The sequence below is a fragment of the Paracoccus binzhouensis genome, assembly GCF_016446475.1.
GTDB classification, from domain to species: Bacteria; Pseudomonadota; Alphaproteobacteria; order Rhodobacterales; family Rhodobacteraceae; genus Paracoccus; species Paracoccus binzhouensis.
In genome coordinates, this window is sequence record NZ_JAEHFP010000103.1 from 1 (window position 1) to 18327 (window position 18327).

The 18327-nt window shown below is 70.8% G+C and carries 12 protein-coding genes; 6 read left to right on the plus strand and 6 right to left on the minus strand.

From position 1 onward, the window contains the following. Positions 1–287: 287 nt before the first annotated feature. The 3 genes from I9P22_RS18790 to I9P22_RS18800 all read left to right on the plus strand — a co-directional run bounded on the left by I9P22_RS18790 (position 288) and on the right by I9P22_RS18800 (position 3334). A complete protein-coding gene (locus I9P22_RS18790) occupies positions 288–1526 on the plus strand; it encodes a sulfite oxidase (RefSeq protein WP_233253474.1) in 1239 nt (412 codons plus the stop codon). Between the two features lie 12 nt (positions 1527–1538). After that, positions 1539–1952 (plus strand): cytochrome C-552, encoded by a 414-nt coding sequence (locus I9P22_RS18795; RefSeq protein ID WP_199261105.1) that lies wholly within the window; start codon positions 1539–1541, stop codon positions 1950–1952. Between the two features lie 158 nt (positions 1953–2110). Continuing rightward, positions 2111–3334: a GTP-binding protein gene (locus I9P22_RS18800; RefSeq protein ID WP_199261107.1), complete on the plus strand. Its 1224-nt coding sequence runs from the start codon at positions 2111–2113 to the stop codon at positions 3332–3334. Positions 3335–3365: 31 nt separating this feature from the next. Here I9P22_RS18800 and I9P22_RS18805 read toward each other — a convergent pair whose 3' ends face one another. Next, positions 3366–4148 (minus strand): hydroxypyruvate isomerase family protein, encoded by a 783-nt coding sequence (locus I9P22_RS18805; RefSeq protein ID WP_199261109.1) that lies wholly within the window; start codon positions 4146–4148, stop codon positions 3366–3368. 190 nt (positions 4149–4338) lie between these two features. Between I9P22_RS18805 and yghX the strand changes: the two genes are divergently transcribed. After that, positions 4339–5238 (plus strand): YghX family hydrolase, encoded by a 900-nt coding sequence (yghX, locus tag I9P22_RS18810; protein WP_199261111.1) that lies wholly within the window; start codon positions 4339–4341, stop codon positions 5236–5238. 27 nt (positions 5239–5265) lie between these two features. Here the strand turns inward: yghX and I9P22_RS18815 are convergent, their stop codons facing one another. From I9P22_RS18815 to I9P22_RS18835, 5 genes are all read right to left on the minus strand, one after another. After that, positions 5266–6252 (minus strand): Csu type fimbrial protein, encoded by a 987-nt coding sequence (locus I9P22_RS18815; RefSeq protein ID WP_199261113.1) that lies wholly within the window; start codon positions 6250–6252, stop codon positions 5266–5268. Next, on the minus strand, positions 6249–8648 hold the full coding sequence (locus I9P22_RS18820) for a fimbria/pilus outer membrane usher protein (RefSeq protein WP_199261115.1): 2400 nt from the start codon (positions 8646–8648) through the stop codon (positions 6249–6251). Before I9P22_RS18820 ends, I9P22_RS18815 begins: the two co-directional genes overlap by 4 nt. Further along, positions 8626–9339 (minus strand): fimbrial biogenesis chaperone, encoded by a 714-nt coding sequence (locus tag I9P22_RS18825; RefSeq protein ID WP_199261117.1) that lies wholly within the window; start codon positions 9337–9339, stop codon positions 8626–8628. Before I9P22_RS18825 ends, I9P22_RS18820 begins: the two co-directional genes overlap by 23 nt. 14 nt (positions 9340–9353) lie before the next feature. Then, entirely contained in the window at positions 9354–9845 is a 492-nt protein-coding gene (locus I9P22_RS18830) for a Csu type fimbrial protein (RefSeq protein WP_199261119.1), read from the minus strand. 247 nt (positions 9846–10092) lie between these two features. Then, positions 10093–10662 (minus strand): hypothetical protein, encoded by a 570-nt coding sequence (locus I9P22_RS18835; RefSeq protein ID WP_199261121.1) that lies wholly within the window; start codon positions 10660–10662, stop codon positions 10093–10095. A 452-nt stretch (positions 10663–11114) separates the two neighbouring features. Here I9P22_RS18835 and I9P22_RS18840 point away from each other — a divergent pair, with 452 nt between their 5' ends. Together I9P22_RS18840 and I9P22_RS18845 are read left to right on the plus strand one after the other, a co-directional pair. After that, positions 11115–14420 (plus strand): type 2 periplasmic-binding domain-containing protein, encoded by a 3306-nt coding sequence (locus I9P22_RS18840; RefSeq protein WP_199261123.1) that lies wholly within the window; start codon positions 11115–11117, stop codon positions 14418–14420. Continuing rightward, a partial coding sequence (locus I9P22_RS18845; protein WP_199261125.1) for a DUF7379 domain-containing protein occupies positions 14417–18327 on the plus strand: 3911 nt, incomplete at its 3' end. The genes I9P22_RS18840 and I9P22_RS18845, both read left to right, overlap by 4 nt.

Below are 18327 nucleotides of genomic sequence, written 5' to 3' on the forward strand. Positions count from 1 at the left end.
GTGGCCGGCATCGACCCGGCCGACATGCGCCCGCAAAAGGGCGCCGCCTGAGCAAGGCACCGGCAGACGCCAAGAGGGCAGAAAACCACAAGCGGCCCGGGCCGCCCGCCTGTGATCGCGTGATTTTCGATGCCGCGCAGACTATCGTTCAACCCGGACCCTCGCCGCGCGAGCGGTCCCGCAAGCAGAAGCAGCCGGCGGCGCCCGACACCCGGCGCCCGCCCAGCCACGGAGGAGAAACCATGTCCCGACACTCTGGAAACACCGAAGCCACCCACGAACCGGATATGATCGACGGATCGCGGCGCGGCTTTCTCAGGACCACCGGCCTGACGGCGCTGGGGACGATGCTGGGCATGGCCGTGCCGTTCGAACGCAACCTGCCGGCGGGCTTCGTGCCCGCCGCGCTGGCCCAGGACACCGGCCTGGACCTGATGGCGGGCAAGCAGGGACTGGTGGTGCTGGGCGACCGGCCGCTGAATGCCGAGACCCCGGCGCATCTGCTGGACGACGACGTCACGCCCTATGAACGGCTGTTCGTGCGCATGAACGGCCTCGTCCCGCAGACGGCGCTGGACCAGGACGCCGAGGGCTGGACCCTGACCGTCGACGGCGAGGTCGAGACGCCGCTGGAACTGACTATCGACGCGCTGAAGTCGCGGTTCGAGAATGTCACCCGGCGGCTGGTGATCGAATGCGGCGGCAACGGCCGGGCCTTCTTCCAGCCCGGCACCTCGGGCAACCAATGGACCGTCGGCGCTGTCGGCTGCCCGGAATGGACCGGCGTGCGGCTGGCCGACGTGCTGAAAGAGGCCGGCGTCAAGGAAACCGCTGTCTATACCGCGCATTACAGCAACGACGTGCATCTGAGCGGCGCTACCGAGAAAGAGGTGATCTCGCGCGGCGTGCCGATCGAGAAAGCCCTGGAGGAGGATGCGATCATCGCCTGGGCGATGAATGGCCAGCCGCTGCCGGCGCTGCACGGCTTTCCGCTGCGGCTGATCGTGCCGGGCTATCCGGCCTCGGCCTCGCAGAAATACCTCAACCGCATCTGGATCCGCGACAGGGAACATGACGGCGCCAAGATGACCGGCGATTCCTATCGCATCCCGGCCTATCCGGTCGCGCCCGGCACCGAGGTGCCCGAGGAGGACATGGTGGTGCTGACCGAGATGCCGGTGAAGTCCATCATCACCTTCCCCGAGACCGGGACCGAGGTGAAGGCGGGCGAGGCGGTCGAGGTGCGCGGCCATGCCTGGTGCGGCAAGGGCGACGTGGCTGCGGTGCATGTCTCGCTGGATTTCGGCCAGGCCTGGCAGGAGGCCGCGCTGGAGCCGGCGCCGAACCGCTTCGCCTGGCAGCGCTGGCGCGCGCAGCTGACCCTGCCGCAGCATGGCTATTACGAGGTCTGGGCGCGGGCCACCGACCAGGACGGCATCGGCCAGCCGCCGCTGTCCCCGGTCTGGAACCCGCGCGGCTATGCCAACAACATCCAGCACCGCATCGCGCTGGTCGCGGTCGGCTGAGGGGTGGCCGCGATGTCCAGAATCATCAAGACATTTGCCGCCGCTCTGGCCGTGCTGCTGCTGGGGGCCGGCCTGGTCGCGGCCGAGGCGAGGCTGGATCCCATGGGCGCGCTGGCGGGCCGGCCGGCCGGCTCGAACCCGCTCGACCCGATGACGGCGATCCGCGCCAAGGCCGATGCGGGCGCGGCGCGGGCCAGGAACGAGGAGTTCGGCGGCCTGCCCGACGGCGAGGGGGCCGAGGAGACCTATTACCAATGCGTCGCCTGCCATTCGACCGAGATCATCAAGCAGCAGCGCGTCACCGACCATCGCTGGGACGAGCTGTGGACCTGGATGGTCGAGGCGCAGGGCATGGTCGAACCCGAGCCGGAAACCAAGGCGCTCATCCTGACCTATCTCAAGACCAACTTCTCGTCCGAGAGATAAGGAAATGGCGGCGGGGCGCGTCCGCAAGAAGGGCGTCGCCCGACTTTCCCGGTGCCGGAGGGTCCGGCGCGTCAGCGCGCCCCGGACCCGTCGGGCTTGCCAGCGGCGGTGGCATCATCTAGATATGTAATGTAATAACATTGCTATTCGAGGATACCATGTCCGCCAGCCGCCTTCCCGGCGATCCGCGCCTGCCCGTCACCGTCCTGTCCGGCTTCCTGGGCGCCGGCAAGACCACGCTTCTGAACCACGTCCTGAACAACCGCCAGGGCCGCCGGGTCGCGGTCATCGTCAACGACATGTCCGAGGTGAACATCGACGCCGACCTGGTGCGCGAGGGCACCGAACTGTCGCGGGCCGAGGAGAAGCTGGTCGAGATGACCAATGGCTGCATCTGCTGCACCCTGCGCGACGACCTGCTGGCCGAGGTGCGCCGCCTGGCGCAGGCGGGGCGCTTCGACTACCTGCTGATCGAATCCACCGGCATCGCCGAGCCGCTGCCGGTCGCCGCCACTTTCGACTTCCGCGACGCGAAGGGCGACAGCCTCTCGGACGTGGCCCGGCTCGACACCATGGTCACGGTGGTCGATGCGCTGAACCTGACCCGCGACTTCTCGAGCCACGACTTCATCGCCGCGCGCGGCGAGTCCCTGGGCGAGGCGGATGAGCGCCGGCTGGTGGACCTGCTGACCGAGCAGATGGAATTCGCCGATGTGGTGGTGCTGAACAAGGCCGGCGCCGCGGGGCCGGCGCGGCTGGACCAGGCCCGCAAGATCGTCCGGGCGCTGAACCCGGACGCAAGGCTGATCGAGACCGATTTCGGCCGCGTCGAGCCGGACGCGATCTTCGACACCGGCCTGTTCGACTTCGACCGCGCCCATATGCACCCGATGTGGGCGAAGGAGCTTTACGGCTTCGCCGAGCACGTGCCCGAGACCGAGGAATACGGCATCTCCTCCTTCGTCTATCGCGCCCGGCGGCCCTTCCATCCGCAGCGCATCCACGAGGTTCTGACCGGCGAGCTGCCGGGGGTGATCCGGGCCAAGGGGCATTTCTGGATCGCCTCGCGCCCCGGCTGGGCGGCGGAGTTCTCGCTTGCCGGGGCGCTGTCCAGCGTCCGGCCGCTGGGCAGCTGGTGGGCCGATGTCCCGCGCGAGCGCTGGCCCGGCCATCCCGAGGCGCTGGCCGAGATGCGCCGCCACTGGGTCGAGCCCTGGGGAGACCGCCGCCAGGAGCTGGTGTTCATCGGCGCCGGCATGGACCGCGAGGCGATCAGCCGGGCCCTGGACGATGCCCTGGTCATGGCAGCCGGGTTCACCCCCCAGGACTGGCAGCACCTGCCCGATCCCTTCCCGCAATGGAACCGCCACCCCGTCGCATGAAACCAGCGGAAAGGGCCGGCCGCGCGGTGGCTCAGGGCGTTTCCCGACCAGCGGGGCTGCGGAACGGCGCCAGCCAGCCCAGGGTCTCGTCAGTGGGGCGGCCGGGGCGGTATTCGGCACCCAGCGGCCGCGTCCAGCCCAGATCTTGCAGCACGCCGTAGACATGGCGATAGTCCAGCTCACCATGGTCGGGCGCGCCGCGGTCGGGAACCGCGGCGATCTGGACATGGCCGATGATCTCGCGGTGCTGGCGCAGACGGCGCGTGATGTCGCCCTCCATGATCTGCAGGTGGTAGCAGTCGAACATCAGCCGCAGATTGTCATGCCCGGCCGCCTCGATGATCCGCGCCGCCTGGTCCGAGCCGGTCAGGAAATAGCCCGGTGCGTCATGGCGGTTCAGCGGCTCGATCAGGACGGTGATGCCATGCGGCCGCGCCAGCCGGCAGGCATGGTCGAGATTGGCGCGAAAGACGCGCGCCGCCGCATCGCCCTCGGCAAAGCCGGCCATGACATGCACCGCCGGGCAGCCGATGGCGCGGACATAGTCCAGCGCCTGCTCGATCCCGGCCCGGGCCTCGGCCTCGCGCCCCGGCAGGGCGGCCAGCCCGTTCTCGCCCGACCGGCCGCGGGCGGTGTTCAGGCCCAGCATGGCCAGGCCGGTCTGGGCCAGGGCGGCGGCGGTCTGCCCGGGCGGCACGTCGTAGGGCCAATGGCATTCGACGGCGTGGAAGCCGGCGCCATGGGCAGCGCGGATCGCCTGCGGCAGGGGCAGCTCGGCCCAGAGAAAGCCCAGATTGGCCGAAAACCGCGTCATGCGTCCCCCCCCCGAGGCAATGAGGCAATGTAGTGCCGGCACCAAGGCATCGCCCCGGGGCGGTGTCAACCGGCCAAGCGCCCTGCCCGGCCCCCGTGCTCACGTTTCCGTCACCGGCTCGGAACCGGCTTGGCATGCGCGGCCAGTCGTGGCTGACTGGTTGCATCGCAATCTTTTGCCGGAGGACGCCATGGCCCGCCTGACCGCCAGGGATTTCCCGCAAGAACTGCTCGAACTCTACGACTTCTATGCGCATGGGCGCATCACCAAACGCGACTTTCTCGACCGGGCCGGGAAGTTCGCCGTGGGCAGCCTGACCGCGGCCAGCCTGCTCGACCTGCTCAGCCCGGATTACGCCCTGGCCCAGCAGGTGCAATTCACCGATCCCGAGATCCTGGCCGAATACGTCACCTATCCCTCGCCCGAGGGGAACGGCGAGGTGCGCGGCTACCTGGTGCGCCCCGCACGGGACGGGGCGGCGCTGGAAAGCCCGGTGGGCGGGGTCGTGGTCGTGCACGAGAATCGCGGCCTCAACCCTTATATCGAGGACGTGGCGCGCCGCGTCGCCAAGGCCGGGTTCGTGGCGCTGGCGCCGGACGGGCTGACCTCGGTCGGCGGCTATCCCGGCAATGACGAAAAGGGCCGCGAGCTGCAGCGCCAGGTCGATCCCGAGAAGCTGATGAACGATTTCTTCGCCGCGGTGGACTGGCTGAAGGCCAGCCCGCTGACCACCGGCAAGGTAGCGATCACCGGCTTCTGCTATGGCGGCGGCGTGTCGAACGCGGCGGCGGCGGCCTTTCCCGACCTGGCCGCGGCAGTGCCCTTCTATGGCCGCCAGGTCCCGGCCGAGCAGGTGCCGCAGATCCAGGCCCCGCTGCTGCTGCATTTCGCCGAGCATGACGAGAACGTCAATGCCGGCTGGCCCGCCTATGAAGCGGCCCTGAAGCAGCACGGCAAGACCTACGAGGCGCATATCTATCCCGGCACCAATCACGGCTTTCACAACGACACCACGCCGCGCTTCGACGAGGCGGCCGCCGAACTGGCCTGGGAACGCACCATCGCCTGGTTCCGGAAATACCTGGCCTGACCGGGCACCGGGACGGGTCGGCGGAGCTTAATAGGTCACGGTCACCACCACCGTATCGGCATAGGCGCCGGGCGGTGGCGTGGGCTGGGCCGGAACCCGGCCGTGAACGGTAAAGCCCTGCATCGCGCCCGACCCCGCGGCGGTCGTCGCCAGCCCGTCGCCGGGCTGCCCCCAGACCAGAGTCCGGCCGCTGTCGCGGTAAAGTTGATAGCCGATCCGGTTGCCCGCCAGGTCCTGCATGTGGCGGTCGTTCACGCCGCTGCCATGCAGCCCGTAGCCCAGACCCAGGTCGTAGCTGGACCCCGCGGTGCAGGTGACGCGGATCTGGCTGCTGGCATCGACCGGCTGGTCCAGCAAGCCGACGGTGCCGAAATCCAGGTCATCCGCCTCGACCCGGCAATCCGGCACCACCTGCGCCCGCACGGTGAAGCTGAAGCTGGCCGTCCGGTCGGTGCACAGCAGCAGGATGTTGCAGGTCCGGTAATCCACCCGCACGTCCAGGGGATTGCGCGAGAAGGCCGAGGCATAGCTGCCCGGCACGACGGCATTCTGCCCGGCCGGCACCCGGGCATAGACGGGCACGTTCATGCCCGAGCCGGTCAGCAGGGTCAGGATGCTGGCCCCGGTCAGCCGCAGGCTCTGGCCGCCATGGCTGCCATAGCTGCCGCCGAAGACCACGCTGCGGGCCGCGTCCTGATACAGCTCGAACCCGAGCCCGGTCGAGGTGCCGGCGCTGGTCATCCGCCGCAACCCGCCATCGAGCCCGCCCATCCCCTCGCCCAGGTGGATGCGCATGTCGATCGAGGACAGAAGCCCCAGGAAGGCCGAGCAGCTGATGGCGATGTTGCCCACTGCGTCGGTCGGGCTGCCGCCCAGCACGTCCACCGGACCCAGCACCACGTCGCTGGCGGAAAAGCTGCAGCTCTGCGCCCGCGCCAGCCCGGCCGAGGCCAGCAGCAGCGACAGGGCGATGAGGGCCGGGCGCAACAGGGACGCCAGTCGCAAGGCGGTCACAGGCAGGGCACTCCTCGGATTTCGGTCAGGGTTCCGGGCTGGTCAGCATAGTCGAACTGCGCCGCGCAAGCGCGACCGTCGGGATAGGAGACCCGGATCTCGTTGCGGTCGCGCAGGCCCAGGACAAAGACCTCGCCGTCGAAACCGACCAGCAATGCGCCGTCGTCGATGCCGTTCACCACCACCTTGCCGCCGACCTGCAGCGGCGCGCCATCGGCACCGACCAGCGCCACCAGCGCCTCGCGCGGGCTGGCCTGCACGCCGAAATCGACCCGCGCGCCGGCATGATGGGCGGGGCGCACGGTCTGCTTCGTCACCCCCACCGCCGCATCCAGCGGCAGGCCGGCCGGGTCGATCGAGACGCTGTTCGCCTCGTAGGCGCGCAGGTCGGGCACCAGGATCTTGCCCGAGCGGCCGGTGCGGCCGACGGGGCGGTTCTCGGCGCTGACCTCGACCCCCGGCGCGCCGGCATCGACCACGGCGAAGGCGTCGTCGATGCGCCGCGACAGGAAGACGCCGCCGCCGGCCGCGACGACCGAGCCGTCCAGCCGCAGCCCCAGGCCGCGATTGCCCTGCGAGACGCGCGCGGCGACTTCCGCGCGACCCAGCCGGCCTTCGCGCGCGGCGCTGCCCTGCAGGGCAAGGCGCTCGCCCCGGTCGGCCTGCAGGCGCCAGCTCCAGCCCGGGACGCGGTCCTTGCTGCGGCCGCTGGCGGTGGCGTATTGGCGCCAGCCCGCGCGGCGATGCTCGACCATGATCCCGGCATCGCGCCGCCCGCCCAGCGGCATGTGCAGCTGCGCGCCGATCAGCCGGTCATCTTGCGCGCCGCGCTGCGCCAGCGCGGTCAGGGTCAGGCTGGCATCGCCCCAGATCTGCCGGTTGTAGGACAGCCCCAGGCTGGTCTCGTCCCGCGCATCGGCATGGCGAAGGTCGGACAGGAACAGGCTGGCGGCGCTGCCCCGATCCGCCAGCGGCAGGGAAAGCGCCAGCTGCGCCAGGTGGCGGGGGAACTCGGCCAGCTCGGGTGCCGCCAGCTCGGGATCGGCGGTCAGCGCCGCGATGTCGGTGAACAGGCCGCCGGTGCGGGTGATGCGGCCCGAAAGCTGCGCGCGCCCCAGGCGCAGCTGGGTCGAAAGGTCCAGCAGGTGCCCCTCGCCCCGCTCGGCGCGGCTATGGGCCAGGCTCAGGCTGGCCGTGCCCAGATGCGCGATGCGGAAGGTGGCGCCCAGGCCGGCCATGGCCAGATCCTCGCCGCCCTCGGCATGGGCCATCAGTGTCAGCCCGTCGGTCAGGCCATAGCGCAGCGTCGCGACGCCGAACGTCCCGCCGGCATAGCGGTCGCTGTCCGAGCCGATACCCAGCCGCGGCCGCCCCGCCGCCAGCGCGAAATCCGCCATGCCCCGGCGCAGCAGCTCGCCGGAAACCAGGAAGGGCAGATCCAGCTGCGTCTCGCGTCCGGTGACGTCGCGCACCACCACCCGCGCCATGCCCGAGCCGCCCGAGAGCGGCAGGTCGTCGATGCGAAACGGGCCGGCAGGAACATCGGCGGCATAGGTGCGGATCGAATCGGCAAAGACCTCGACGGTCGAGGGCAGCGCCGCGCTGCCCTCGAATCCCGGCAGCGGCAGGGTGACCAGATCGGGGCGCAGGCCGAAATTGCGCTCGACCATCAGGCCGCCCAGCCGCACCGGCCGCGACCAGCCGGGGCCACGGGTGGCGATGTCGCCCAGCTGCACCTGCACCGCGCGACCGGGAAAGGCACTGCGCCAGTAGCTGTCGAGCCGGCGATGGCGCAGCGCGCCGTCCTTGTCCTCGGCCATGACGAAACCATGGGTCAGCGTGCCCAGCGGCATGAACAGCCGCGCATCGAAACTGCCCGAGACGCCGTGATCCCAGCCGCCCGCCTGCCCCTGCCAGCTGTCGAAGGCCAGCCCGTAATTCAGCACCAGCCCATAGCCGTGATCGACGGCGGGGGCAGCGGCGTCCTCATCCGGCAGCAGCTCGGCATCGGGTGCGGCGCTCAGCACATGCGGCGCCAGCAGCGCGTCGGGAACGATGAAGCGGATGGTCTGCTCGGGCTCGATCAGCCGCCAACCCAGGCCGGGGATGCTGTCCAGCCGCACCTCGCCCCGGCTGGCCACGCCATCGGGCAGGATGCCGCTGTTGCGCAGCTCGCCGGCATCGGCGGACAGCACGCCGCCGCCCAGGTCGGTGAAGCGGGTGATCAGGTTCATCGGCCGGCCGTTGACGAAGACCTCCAGATACAGCTCGCGCCCGGCCGGTGGCCCCTGCTGCGCGAAAAGCGGGCCGGCCAGCACGACGAGAAGCGCCAGGGCAAGCAGGCCCCGGATCGGCGGGTATGCCCTGCCCCGGCTAGCGCGCCGGGACCTGGGCATCCAGCGTCCCGAGATTGGTCGCCGCCTTCAGCCGGGCGCCGCCACCCAGCCGGCCGGCCGGCGCCACCGGCCATTGCATGGTCGAGCCGCCCAGCACATAACCCATCAGCCCGGGGCGCGAGACCGAGGCGCCGCTGGCGCCGCTGAGCCGCAGATCGGCCAGCCGCAGCCGCGTGTCCCCGCGGTTCTGCGCCACCAGGAAGGTGGCGCCGCGGCTGCTGCGCAACGACCAGGCGACATCGGGATGACGGGCGCCGCGGCCGACAAAGAAGACCGGGATGCGCAATTCGGTGGCAAAGGCCACCGCGCCGCTGCGCCGGCGGCCCTGATCCGGCACCTCGTTCAGGATGATGCGCCAGGCCTCCTCGCCCCGGACCGGGGACTTGGCGGTGCGCACCACGCGGATGGTCTGGGTGGCGCCGGGCGGCAGCCGGGTGGCGGGCGGGCTGACCACCACCTCGCCGCTGCGGCGCAGCTGCTCCTGCCCGCCGGATTGCGTCCAGCGGAAGGCGCGGGCCTGCACGGTGATCGGCTCGCGCCCCTCGTTGCGCAGGGTCAGCGTGGTGGCCGCGCCGGGGGCCGGAACCTCGAGCATGACCGGCGAGACCCGCAGCCCCTCGGCCGCGGCCGGTCCCGGCAGCGCAAGCGCCAGCAAAGCGGCCAAAAGGCCGCGGCGAAGCAGGTCGAACATCATGGATATCCCGTTCAGTAGGTGACGGTGACGGTCACGGTATCGGTATAGGTGCCCGGCGCCGGCGTGGTCTGGGCCATCACCCGGCCATAGACGGTGAAGGACTGCGCCGCCCCGGTTCCCGTCGCCGCCTGGGTGTCGGTGCCGACCGTATCGCCCCAATTGGCGGTGCGGCTGCTGTCGCGGAACAGCTGGTAGCCGATCGTATCCGCGCCCGCGCTCATCAACCGGGTGGTGGTGGTCGCCCCGGTTCCCGAGCCCGCGTCCAGGCCGATGTCATAGGGGGTGGAACTGGTGCAGGCGACCTGCAGCGTGGCGCTGGCATCGACATCGCTGGTCAGCACGCCGGCGCTGCCGAAATCCAGCGTCTCGGTCGAGATGATCTGGCATTCCTCGGCAATGGTGATGCGCACGTCGAAACTGTCGGTGGCAGTCTGAGAGACGGCTGCCAATGGCACCAGGATGGCGCATCCCGCCAGGGCTGGGCGCAGGGTCGCTTTGATCATGTGTCGTTCGTCCGGCTGTCGCCGCCTTGCGCGGCGTGGATCAGGGAAGGATCAGGGGGATTTGAACAAATGGCACCGGGCAACGATAAACCTGAAGTTGTTAACCAATATTAACAAACAACCTTTGCGTCAACCGGGAACCGCCGGGTGGCGCGGCTGCGGCGGGCAAGGCGGAGAGGGGCGCGGCCGGCGATGCGGCGAAGCCGCCGCCCGGCCGAATTGGTCAAAAGCCTCCGGTCCGGGCCGGTCATTGCAGGCTGTCGTATCGGCGGATGATCCAGCTGAGGTCATAGGCCAGCCAGGCCAGGCCGATCAGCGCCACATGCCGCAGGCTGCGGGCGCGCATCGCCAGAAGGGCGATGGCCACCCCGATGCCCAGCCTGACCGGATATTCGGGGCCGAGCGCCCGCAGATGCTCGGCCCCCTTCATCAGCGTGTCGAGCAGGTCGAAGCCGAAGGTCAGCGCGAAGATCCCGAAGAACCAGCCCCGCCGACGCATGAAGAAGTCCTCGCTCTCGGCATGGTCGGGCAGCGCGTCGGGAAAGATCAGCGTCGCCATCAGGAAATGCAGCGAAGCATAGCCAAGGACGAAGACATAGGCGCCGAAATGCCAGTCACTGATGCGGCGCAGGCCGAATTCCCACCACCAGAAATGCACCGCGCTCAGCAGGATGACCACGGCCCAGACGGTCTGGGCCAGCATGCCCTCGGTGCGGGCCGGAGACTGGATGCGCCGCGACAGCCCCGCCAGCACGCGGGTGATGCCCAGCCCCAGGATCAGGCTGACCAGGACACGAAGATGACCGTAAGCATCCATCGCTGCGCTCCGCTCGCTTTTTCCGACCGCATGTCCCGGCCATCCTGAAGCCCGGGCAGGGATTTTTCCAGCCCGGGAAGCCGGGCGCAAGCGCCGGATATTCGCCCGGCCGGCTTATCCCGGCCAATATCTGGAGGATATTTCCGCCGATCCACAAAATATGCCCGGCCGCAATTGACTATCGCGAAAATTCACGCCGATTTAACGGCTTGCGCCGACAATTTCTTACCAGATTGCATGATCCGTGCTAATTTCAACTGGAGCGAATGGAGATTCGACATGCGGTTTCTTGTTCTCTGCCTGTGCCTGGTTCTTGCCGCGGGTCCCGTCCTGACCGTCTCTCCGGCCCAGGCCGGACCTTGCGATCCCAACCTGCAACGCTGCTGACCGGCAATCCGGGCCTCGGCCGGTCGCGCCGGGCCTGAACCATATTCAACGGTATCGGAGGTCGCATGGAAAACCCATGGCCCGCCGGGGTTCCCCTGTCACTGTGGACCTATAACGGTTTGCGTCCCGATGCGCTGGCCCAGTTGCCGATGATGGGCATCAAGTTCGCGCCCGGCTTCCTTTATGCCTTCGCCTTCGGCTGCATCTTCATCGCCATATTCGCCTGGAAGCGCTTTCAGGTCCGCACGGACGTCCGCTCGGTGTCGCGGGCGCTTTGCGAGCTCAGCCCCAGCGACATCGGCGGCCATGGCGCGCTGATCCGGGCCTATTTCATCTATGCCGGCGCCATCCTGCTGCTTTACGTCTCGCTGACCTTCTTTGGCCGGCTGATCCTGCAATCCACGCAGATGATCCCGGTGGCCGGCATCCAGATGGACCTGGACAAGCTGCAATTCGACAGCCTGCAATGGCCGCTGATGCTGGCCTTCGCCTTTGCCGGGCTGGCCGAGATGCTGCCGCCGGTCAAGGTGACCGAGGGCTGGCTGCGCAACCGCGCCTATCGCGCCGTCGGCATCCCGGTGCGGCTGGAACAGACCATGCGCAACCTGATCGTCACGCTGGACGCGGCCTGTTCGGCGGACGGATCCTCCGACGAGCTGTCGCAGCGGCTGCGGGTCTATCGCGACCGCTGGGCGGCCACCCTGGCGCGCCATGTCTGGACCAAGCAGCCCGACACCCAGCGCCAGTCCCGCCACGAGGAGATGATCCTGCTGCTGGCACAGCTGGAGATTCTGGTGTTCTGGGCCAAGTCCGCCCGCGGCAACTGGCCGGGGCACGAGGTCTCGGCCTCGGTCCGCGAGATGGAGCGCAAATATGTCGCCGACGCCGTGGCGCTGCTGGACGAGGTGCATGGCCGCATGTTCGAGGAAGCGCCCGAGCCGCCGGACAAGGACCTGCGCGCCCGCCGCGCCCGTTTCGCCGAATTCCTGGCCGCCAGCGCCGCCCGGGCCGAGGCGCTGCGCTTCGACCTGGTGGGGATCCTGGCGATTTTTCTGGAGCGCGACCCGGACAGCCCCGCCGACAGCGCCGATACCGCCGCGCACATGGACGGCCACGCTGCCGGGCACCCGGCCGGGCACGGTGCCGAACGGACCGTGGCCGGCGCCCAGACGCCGCCCGACCCGGCGCTGCACCGCCTGCTGACCCGCACCGAACGGCCGGACACCGCCGGCACCGGCCCCGAGGCCGGGCTGTTCCTGGCGCTGATCGCGGTCTTCCTGTTCTATGCCGCGGCCGCCTGGCGCGGCATCCTCGAGCCCATCGGCGCCTTCGTCGAGACCAGCAACGTCTATGGCGTGCTGGCCACGGCGCTGGTCGAGACGCTGCGCATCGCCGCGCTGACCTGGCTGCCGTTGCTGGCGGCCTTCTCGCTGCGGCAATACCTGTGGGACAACGGCGACTGGGCGGGTTCGGCGAAATCGCAGCGCCGCTCGGGCTATGCGGCGCAGATCTTCGGCTGCCTGTGCCTGGGGGTGACGGTATCGGTGATCGCCCTGGCCGCGGTCGCGGCGCTGCGGGCCTTCTTCGTCGCCCCGACCTCGGCCTATTTCTTCAGCCTCTATGTCGGCAGCGTGGCGCCCTTCGTCATCTACTATCCCAGCCAGGCGATCATCCTGCTGGTGCTGATCCCCATGGCGCTGCTGTCGGCCGACCTGCGCAAGGGCCAGGCGACGCGGCTGTGGTATGGCGTCGCCTGCGCGATCGGCGTGGCGCTGCTGTCGATGGAGCATCTGCAATACTGGAACCCGACCCTGGCCGAGGATTGCCCGGCGCTCGGCATGCTCGCCTCGGCCAACTGCGCGAAACGCTTCGACCTGACCGGGCATCTGGTGCTGGCGGTGCTGGCCTTCCTGTCGGCCGGGGTGTTCGGCAAGCTGCCGCAGCGCCTGCCCGGGCACCGGCCGCACCGGCCGGCGCATGGCGCGACCGCCGCGCTGCTGGCGCTGCTGCTGGTGCCGGTGGCGGGCAAGGCGCAGACCCTCGCCCCGGACGGAAGCATCAGGCTGGGCGGGCGCGAGCCGGTGGTGATGGGGGTGCGCATCGACGCGCCGCCCTTTTCCTATGCCCTGCCGGGGGCCGAGCCGGACAGGCCCGGTTCCTACCGGGGCTTCCTGGCCGATCTCTGCTTCGACATCTTCGCCGGCAGCGCCCGCTACGACCTGGTGGTCCGGCCCGTCACCGCCGGAAACCGCTTCGACGGGCTGCATCCGGCGGCGCAACCGGCGCAGCGCATCGACATGCTGTGCGATGCGGTGACCATGCGCTTCTCGGACCCAGAGCGGACGCGCAACAGCGTGTTCTCGCCCATCGTCTTCGCCTCGGGCGTGTCCTACCTGGACAAGGTGGCGCGCCGGCCACGCAACGACGTGCTGATCGGCTATATCGGCAACAGCACCGCCCGCGACGTGGCCTTCAAGACCTGCGAGATCGACCGCTTCAACGCGCTGCTGCCCTTTCAGCGCCCGCTGCTCTATCAGCGCTGCAAGCTGCGCTGGAGCGCCGCCGCCGCGCTCGAGGAGCTGCGGCGCGCGGGCGACGCACCGGACACGCCCCGGACCTTCGCGGCCAATCGGCGGCTGGCCGAGGCGCTGGCGGCGCTGGTCTACGCGGCCGAGCGGCTGGACGCCGCCACGCGCGAGGCCGAGATCCAGTCGCTCGACCCCGGCACCGCCAGGCTGCTCGCCGCGGTGCTGGGCAAGGCCGAGGCCGGGGCGGACCGGATGGCCTCGGATATCGCCGGCTGCCTGAAGACCGCCGCCGGCGCGGACCGCGACGCCGCCTGCGCCCGCGCCTTCCTGGACCTGCAGGACCCGGCCTGCGCGGCCAGGCCCGAGGCGCCGGAAAAGACCGAACGGCGCAAGCCCATCGAGCAGCTGCCCTGGCCGGACTATCACTTCTGCCCGCTGCCCAGCCATGCCGCGCTGATCGAATGGTTCTGCGCCGGCCCCGGCAACCAGCGCCGCATCTACATGGGCGACCGCGAGCTGATCCTCGACCGGCTGCAGGGCTGGAACGCCGCGCATGGGCCCTGCCTGATCGAAAGGCCCGATGGCGCCGAATACCTGTCCTATGAGCCCTATGCCTTCCCGGTCTCGCTGCGCCGGCCCGAGCTGATCCAGTTCGTGCAGCGCCGCATCTACGAGATCTTCTCGTATCGGGCGGACATGAACAGCCGCTTTTCCGCCAGCTTCCGGGGCCGCGAGATGTCGCCGGCGCTGGCCTATCTGTTCCTTCTGAACGCGGTGGTGGACGAGGCCGGGATGATCGCCGGCGAAGGCGGGAACCAACCCAGGGACGGAGCGGGGCGATGAAGATCCAGGTCCAGGGCCGGCGGATGCCCGCCGCCACCCCGTCGCCGGCCGGGGCCGGCACCACGGTCAGGGAAAACGTGCGGCTTTCCGTGTCCCGCAGCGAGGCGCAACCGGTCGAACTGGACCTGGCGCCGCAGCAGCTGCTCGAGATCGAGACCGAGGACGGCGACCTGCTGTGGCTCCGCGGCGACGAGGCGGCCGAACGGCTGGGCGCCGGCGGCGTGCTGGGCCGCTCGGCCGAGACGGGCGAAGAAGTGCTGATCCTGCGCCAGCTGCTGCCGCCGCCCGGCCCCGATGATCCGCCGGGGACGCGCGGGGCGCTGAGCTGGGCGATCGACCGGGTGGCCGTGCTGGACGTCTCGGCCCCGGCCGCCGAACTGGCCCGGCAGATCGAGGATGCGAACCCGGACCTGGGCCTGCATCGCTGGACCGCCGAAGGCCGGCTGGAGCCGGTCGATTTCGCCGGGCAGCAAGACAGCCCCTGGCTGCTGTTCCTGCATGGCACCGCCTCCTCTACCCTGGGCAGCTTCGGCAGGCTGCCCGCCCGCCAGCCGGTGATCTGGCAGGCGCTGCACCGGGCCTATCCGGGCCGGATCATCGCCTTCGATCACCGCAGCCTGACTGAGGATCCGGCGCAGAACGCCCTGGACCTGCTGGCGCTGCTGCCGCGGGGGATCGAGCTGCACTTGGTCAGCCACAGCCGCGGCGGGCTGGTGGGCGAGCTGCTGGCGCTGGGACAGCTCGCCCGGCCCCAGGTCGGCTCGGTCTTCGACCGAGCCGAAGGCGAGCTGCTGGCGCTGGGACAGCTCGCCCGGCCCCAGGTCGGCTCGGTCTTCGACCGAGCCGACCTGGCCGCCCTGGCCTCCTGCCCGGCCGAGACGCGGGCGCGGCTGGAAACGCTGGGCAAGGCGCTGGTCGGGCGCGGCGTCAGGATCGGCCGCTTCCTGCGCGTCGCCTGCCCGGCACGCGGCACCAGCCTGGCGGGCGGGCGGCTGGACCGCTGGCTGAACCTGGTCTTCTGCGCGCTGCGGCAAAGCGCCCGGCTGCTGGGCGAGGCGGCCGGGGCATGGGTCGAGGACCTGGGCCGGCTCGCCCGCGCCGCCACCGCCTCGCGCGACAGTCCCGAGGCGCTGCCGGGCATCGCCGCCATGGCGCCGGACCATGCGCCGCTGCTGGCGCTGCTGAACCGGCGCCGAACGCTGGCGGAGGGGGCGACGGATGCGCTGGTGGTCATCGCCGGCGACATCCAGCCTTCCGGCGCGCTGCGCAAGCTGGCGATGTGGTTCGCCGACAATTTCTTCGACGGCGACCACGACCTCGTGGTCAACACCGCCTCGATGGATGGCGGCATCCCGCGCGGCCCGGTGCCGGTGCTGCTGGATCGCGGCGCCCGGGTCACGCATTTCAATTATTTCGCCAACGACACCACCGCCGGGCAGCTGCGCGACGCGCTTCTGGACCCCCGCCGCTTCCAGGACCGCGCCGATTCGCCCGAGGAGCGGCTGCGCCGGGCCGAGGAAGCCGACCCGCGCCGCAGCCTCAGCCTGGTCGAACAGGACGGCCATGCCGCGCTGGCGGTGATCGAGGATCTGTCGGCCCCCGCCCTGCTGCGCGGCCAGGCCCCGCCGCTGGCGGTGATCCTGCCCGGCATCACCGGCAGCCATCTGTCGGCCAACGGCCGATGGGTCTGGCTGAACCCCGCCGGCATCTGCCTGGGCGGCGTGGGCCGGCTGGCCATCGACAGCCCCTCGGTCGGCCCGACCGGCATCATCGAAAGCTATTACGGCGGGCTGCGCGCCCATCTGTCGCGGACGCACCAGCCTTTGCCGATGGCCTATGACTGGCGGCTGCCGATCCAGGTCACCGGCGCCGCCGTGGCCCGGGCGGTGCTGCAGCGCCTGGGCCCGGGCGGGCCGCGGCCGATCCATCTCATCGGCCATTCCATGGGCGGGCTGGTGGCGCGCATGGCGCTGTGCGATCCGCAACTGCAGCGCGCCTTCGCCGCCAGCAGCGAGTCGCGGCTGCTGATGCTGGGCACGCCGAATGGCGGCTCGCTGGCGATGGCGCTGGCGCTGCTGGGCCATTCCCGCACCATCAAGGCATTGGCGGCGCTGAGCCTGGGCGAGGACCGCGCCACCATCGCCGCGATCATGCGCCGCTGGCCCGGCGCGGTCCAGCTGCTGCCGCCCGAGCTGCTGGACGCCGCGGCATGGGCAGCGCTGGCCGGGAATCGCGGCCTCGATCCGGCAGCTGTCGGTGCGGCGCGGGATTTCTGGCGGCGGATGCGGAGCGGCGCCGGCCTGCCCGCCGGCCGCTGCCTCTATCTGGCCGGCATGGGCGAGACCTGCGACCAGCTGCATGTGATCGGCAGCGGCCCGGACGGCCCGATCCTGGACACGACCAGCACGCAAAGCGGCGACGGCACGGTGCTGTGGTCCACGGGCATTCCGCCCGGCGTGCCGGCCTGGTATGCGCCATCCGAACATGGCGACCTGTGCCGGGACAGCTACCTGCACCCGGTCATCGCCAGCCTGCTGCTGGAGGGCAGGACCAACGCGCCGCGGGTGGCGCGCGACAGCGGCCTGCGCGGCCTGGAAGCCCCCGGCATCCCGCGCAAGGCCGTCCCGGCCGAGGCGGAACTGCCGCTGATCCCCTCGGCGCCGCAGCTTCTGGCCATGGCGATGGGCGGCCGCATGCCCAGCCCCGCCCCGGCCGAGGCGGTGCCGGCCGAGGTCCGGGTGCGGGTCGTGCATGGCGACCTGAGCCATGCCAGCCACCCGATCCTGGTCGGCCACAACCTGGGCGATCCGATCCGGGGCGCGGAACAGGCGCTGGACCGGCAGCTGCAGGGCCGGCTGGCCCGGCGCGAGGCGCTTGGCCTGCATCCCGGCCTGATCGGCAGCTGGGATGTGCATCTGCAGGGCTGCGCCGGCGATCGCTGCGACAGCGGCGTCCGGGGCGGCATCGTCGTGGGCCTGGGCGTCATGTCGAACCTGACCACCGGCGCGCTGACCGCCACCATCCGCTCGGGCCTGCTGGCCTATGTCGATGCGCTGCGCGACCTGCCTGCCGCGGCGCCCCGGGACGCGGCGGAGGCGCCGCGCCGGCTGGGCGTCTCGGCAGTGCTGGTGGGCAGCGGCGCGGGCGTGGTTTCGGTCTCGGACAGCGTCTCGGCGCTGCTCAACGCGGTCGAGCAGGCCAACCGCATCCTGGCCGGCCAGCAGGACCCCGCCGGCGAGGCCCCGCGCCTGGCCGAACTCGAGATCATCGAGGCGGTGGAGCAGGTCGCGGTCACCGCCTGGCACGCGGTCGGCAACCGCATCCCGAAGATGCGCGACCGCTTCCTGCATCCCGAGCGGCTGATCCAGGGCAAGGGCGGCTTTCGTCGCACCGGCCCCGAGGCCGACCCGGCCTCGTGGATGGAGGTCACCATCACCGCCCCCGACCCGCAGGGCCGGGCGGGCGCGCCGCCTTCGGCCAACGGCCCCCTGCATTACCTGCTGGTCGACGGCCGCGCCCGGGTCGAGGCGGAAACCGTCGCCACCAACCGCCGGCTGGTGCGGCACTACATCACCCAGATCCCCTCGGACCCCGGCACGGCGGACGAGACCGGCCTGTCGCCGGGCCGCACGCTTTTCGAACTGCTCTGGCCGGCGCGGCTGAAGCAGCACAGCCTGGAGGATCGCAACCTGCGGCTGATCCTCGACCGCGAAAGCGCCTCGATCCCCTGGGAGATGCTGGACGACCGCCGCCCCGACGAGGAGGGCGCCTGGCCCAGCCTGCTGAACCCGCCGGCGGTGCGCTATGGCGTGCTGCGCCAGCTGGTCTCGCAGCGCGACCGCCCGGCGCTGCCGCGGCGCGGCGGCCGGCGCACGGCGCTGGTGATCGGCGATCCGCGCGGCGGCGG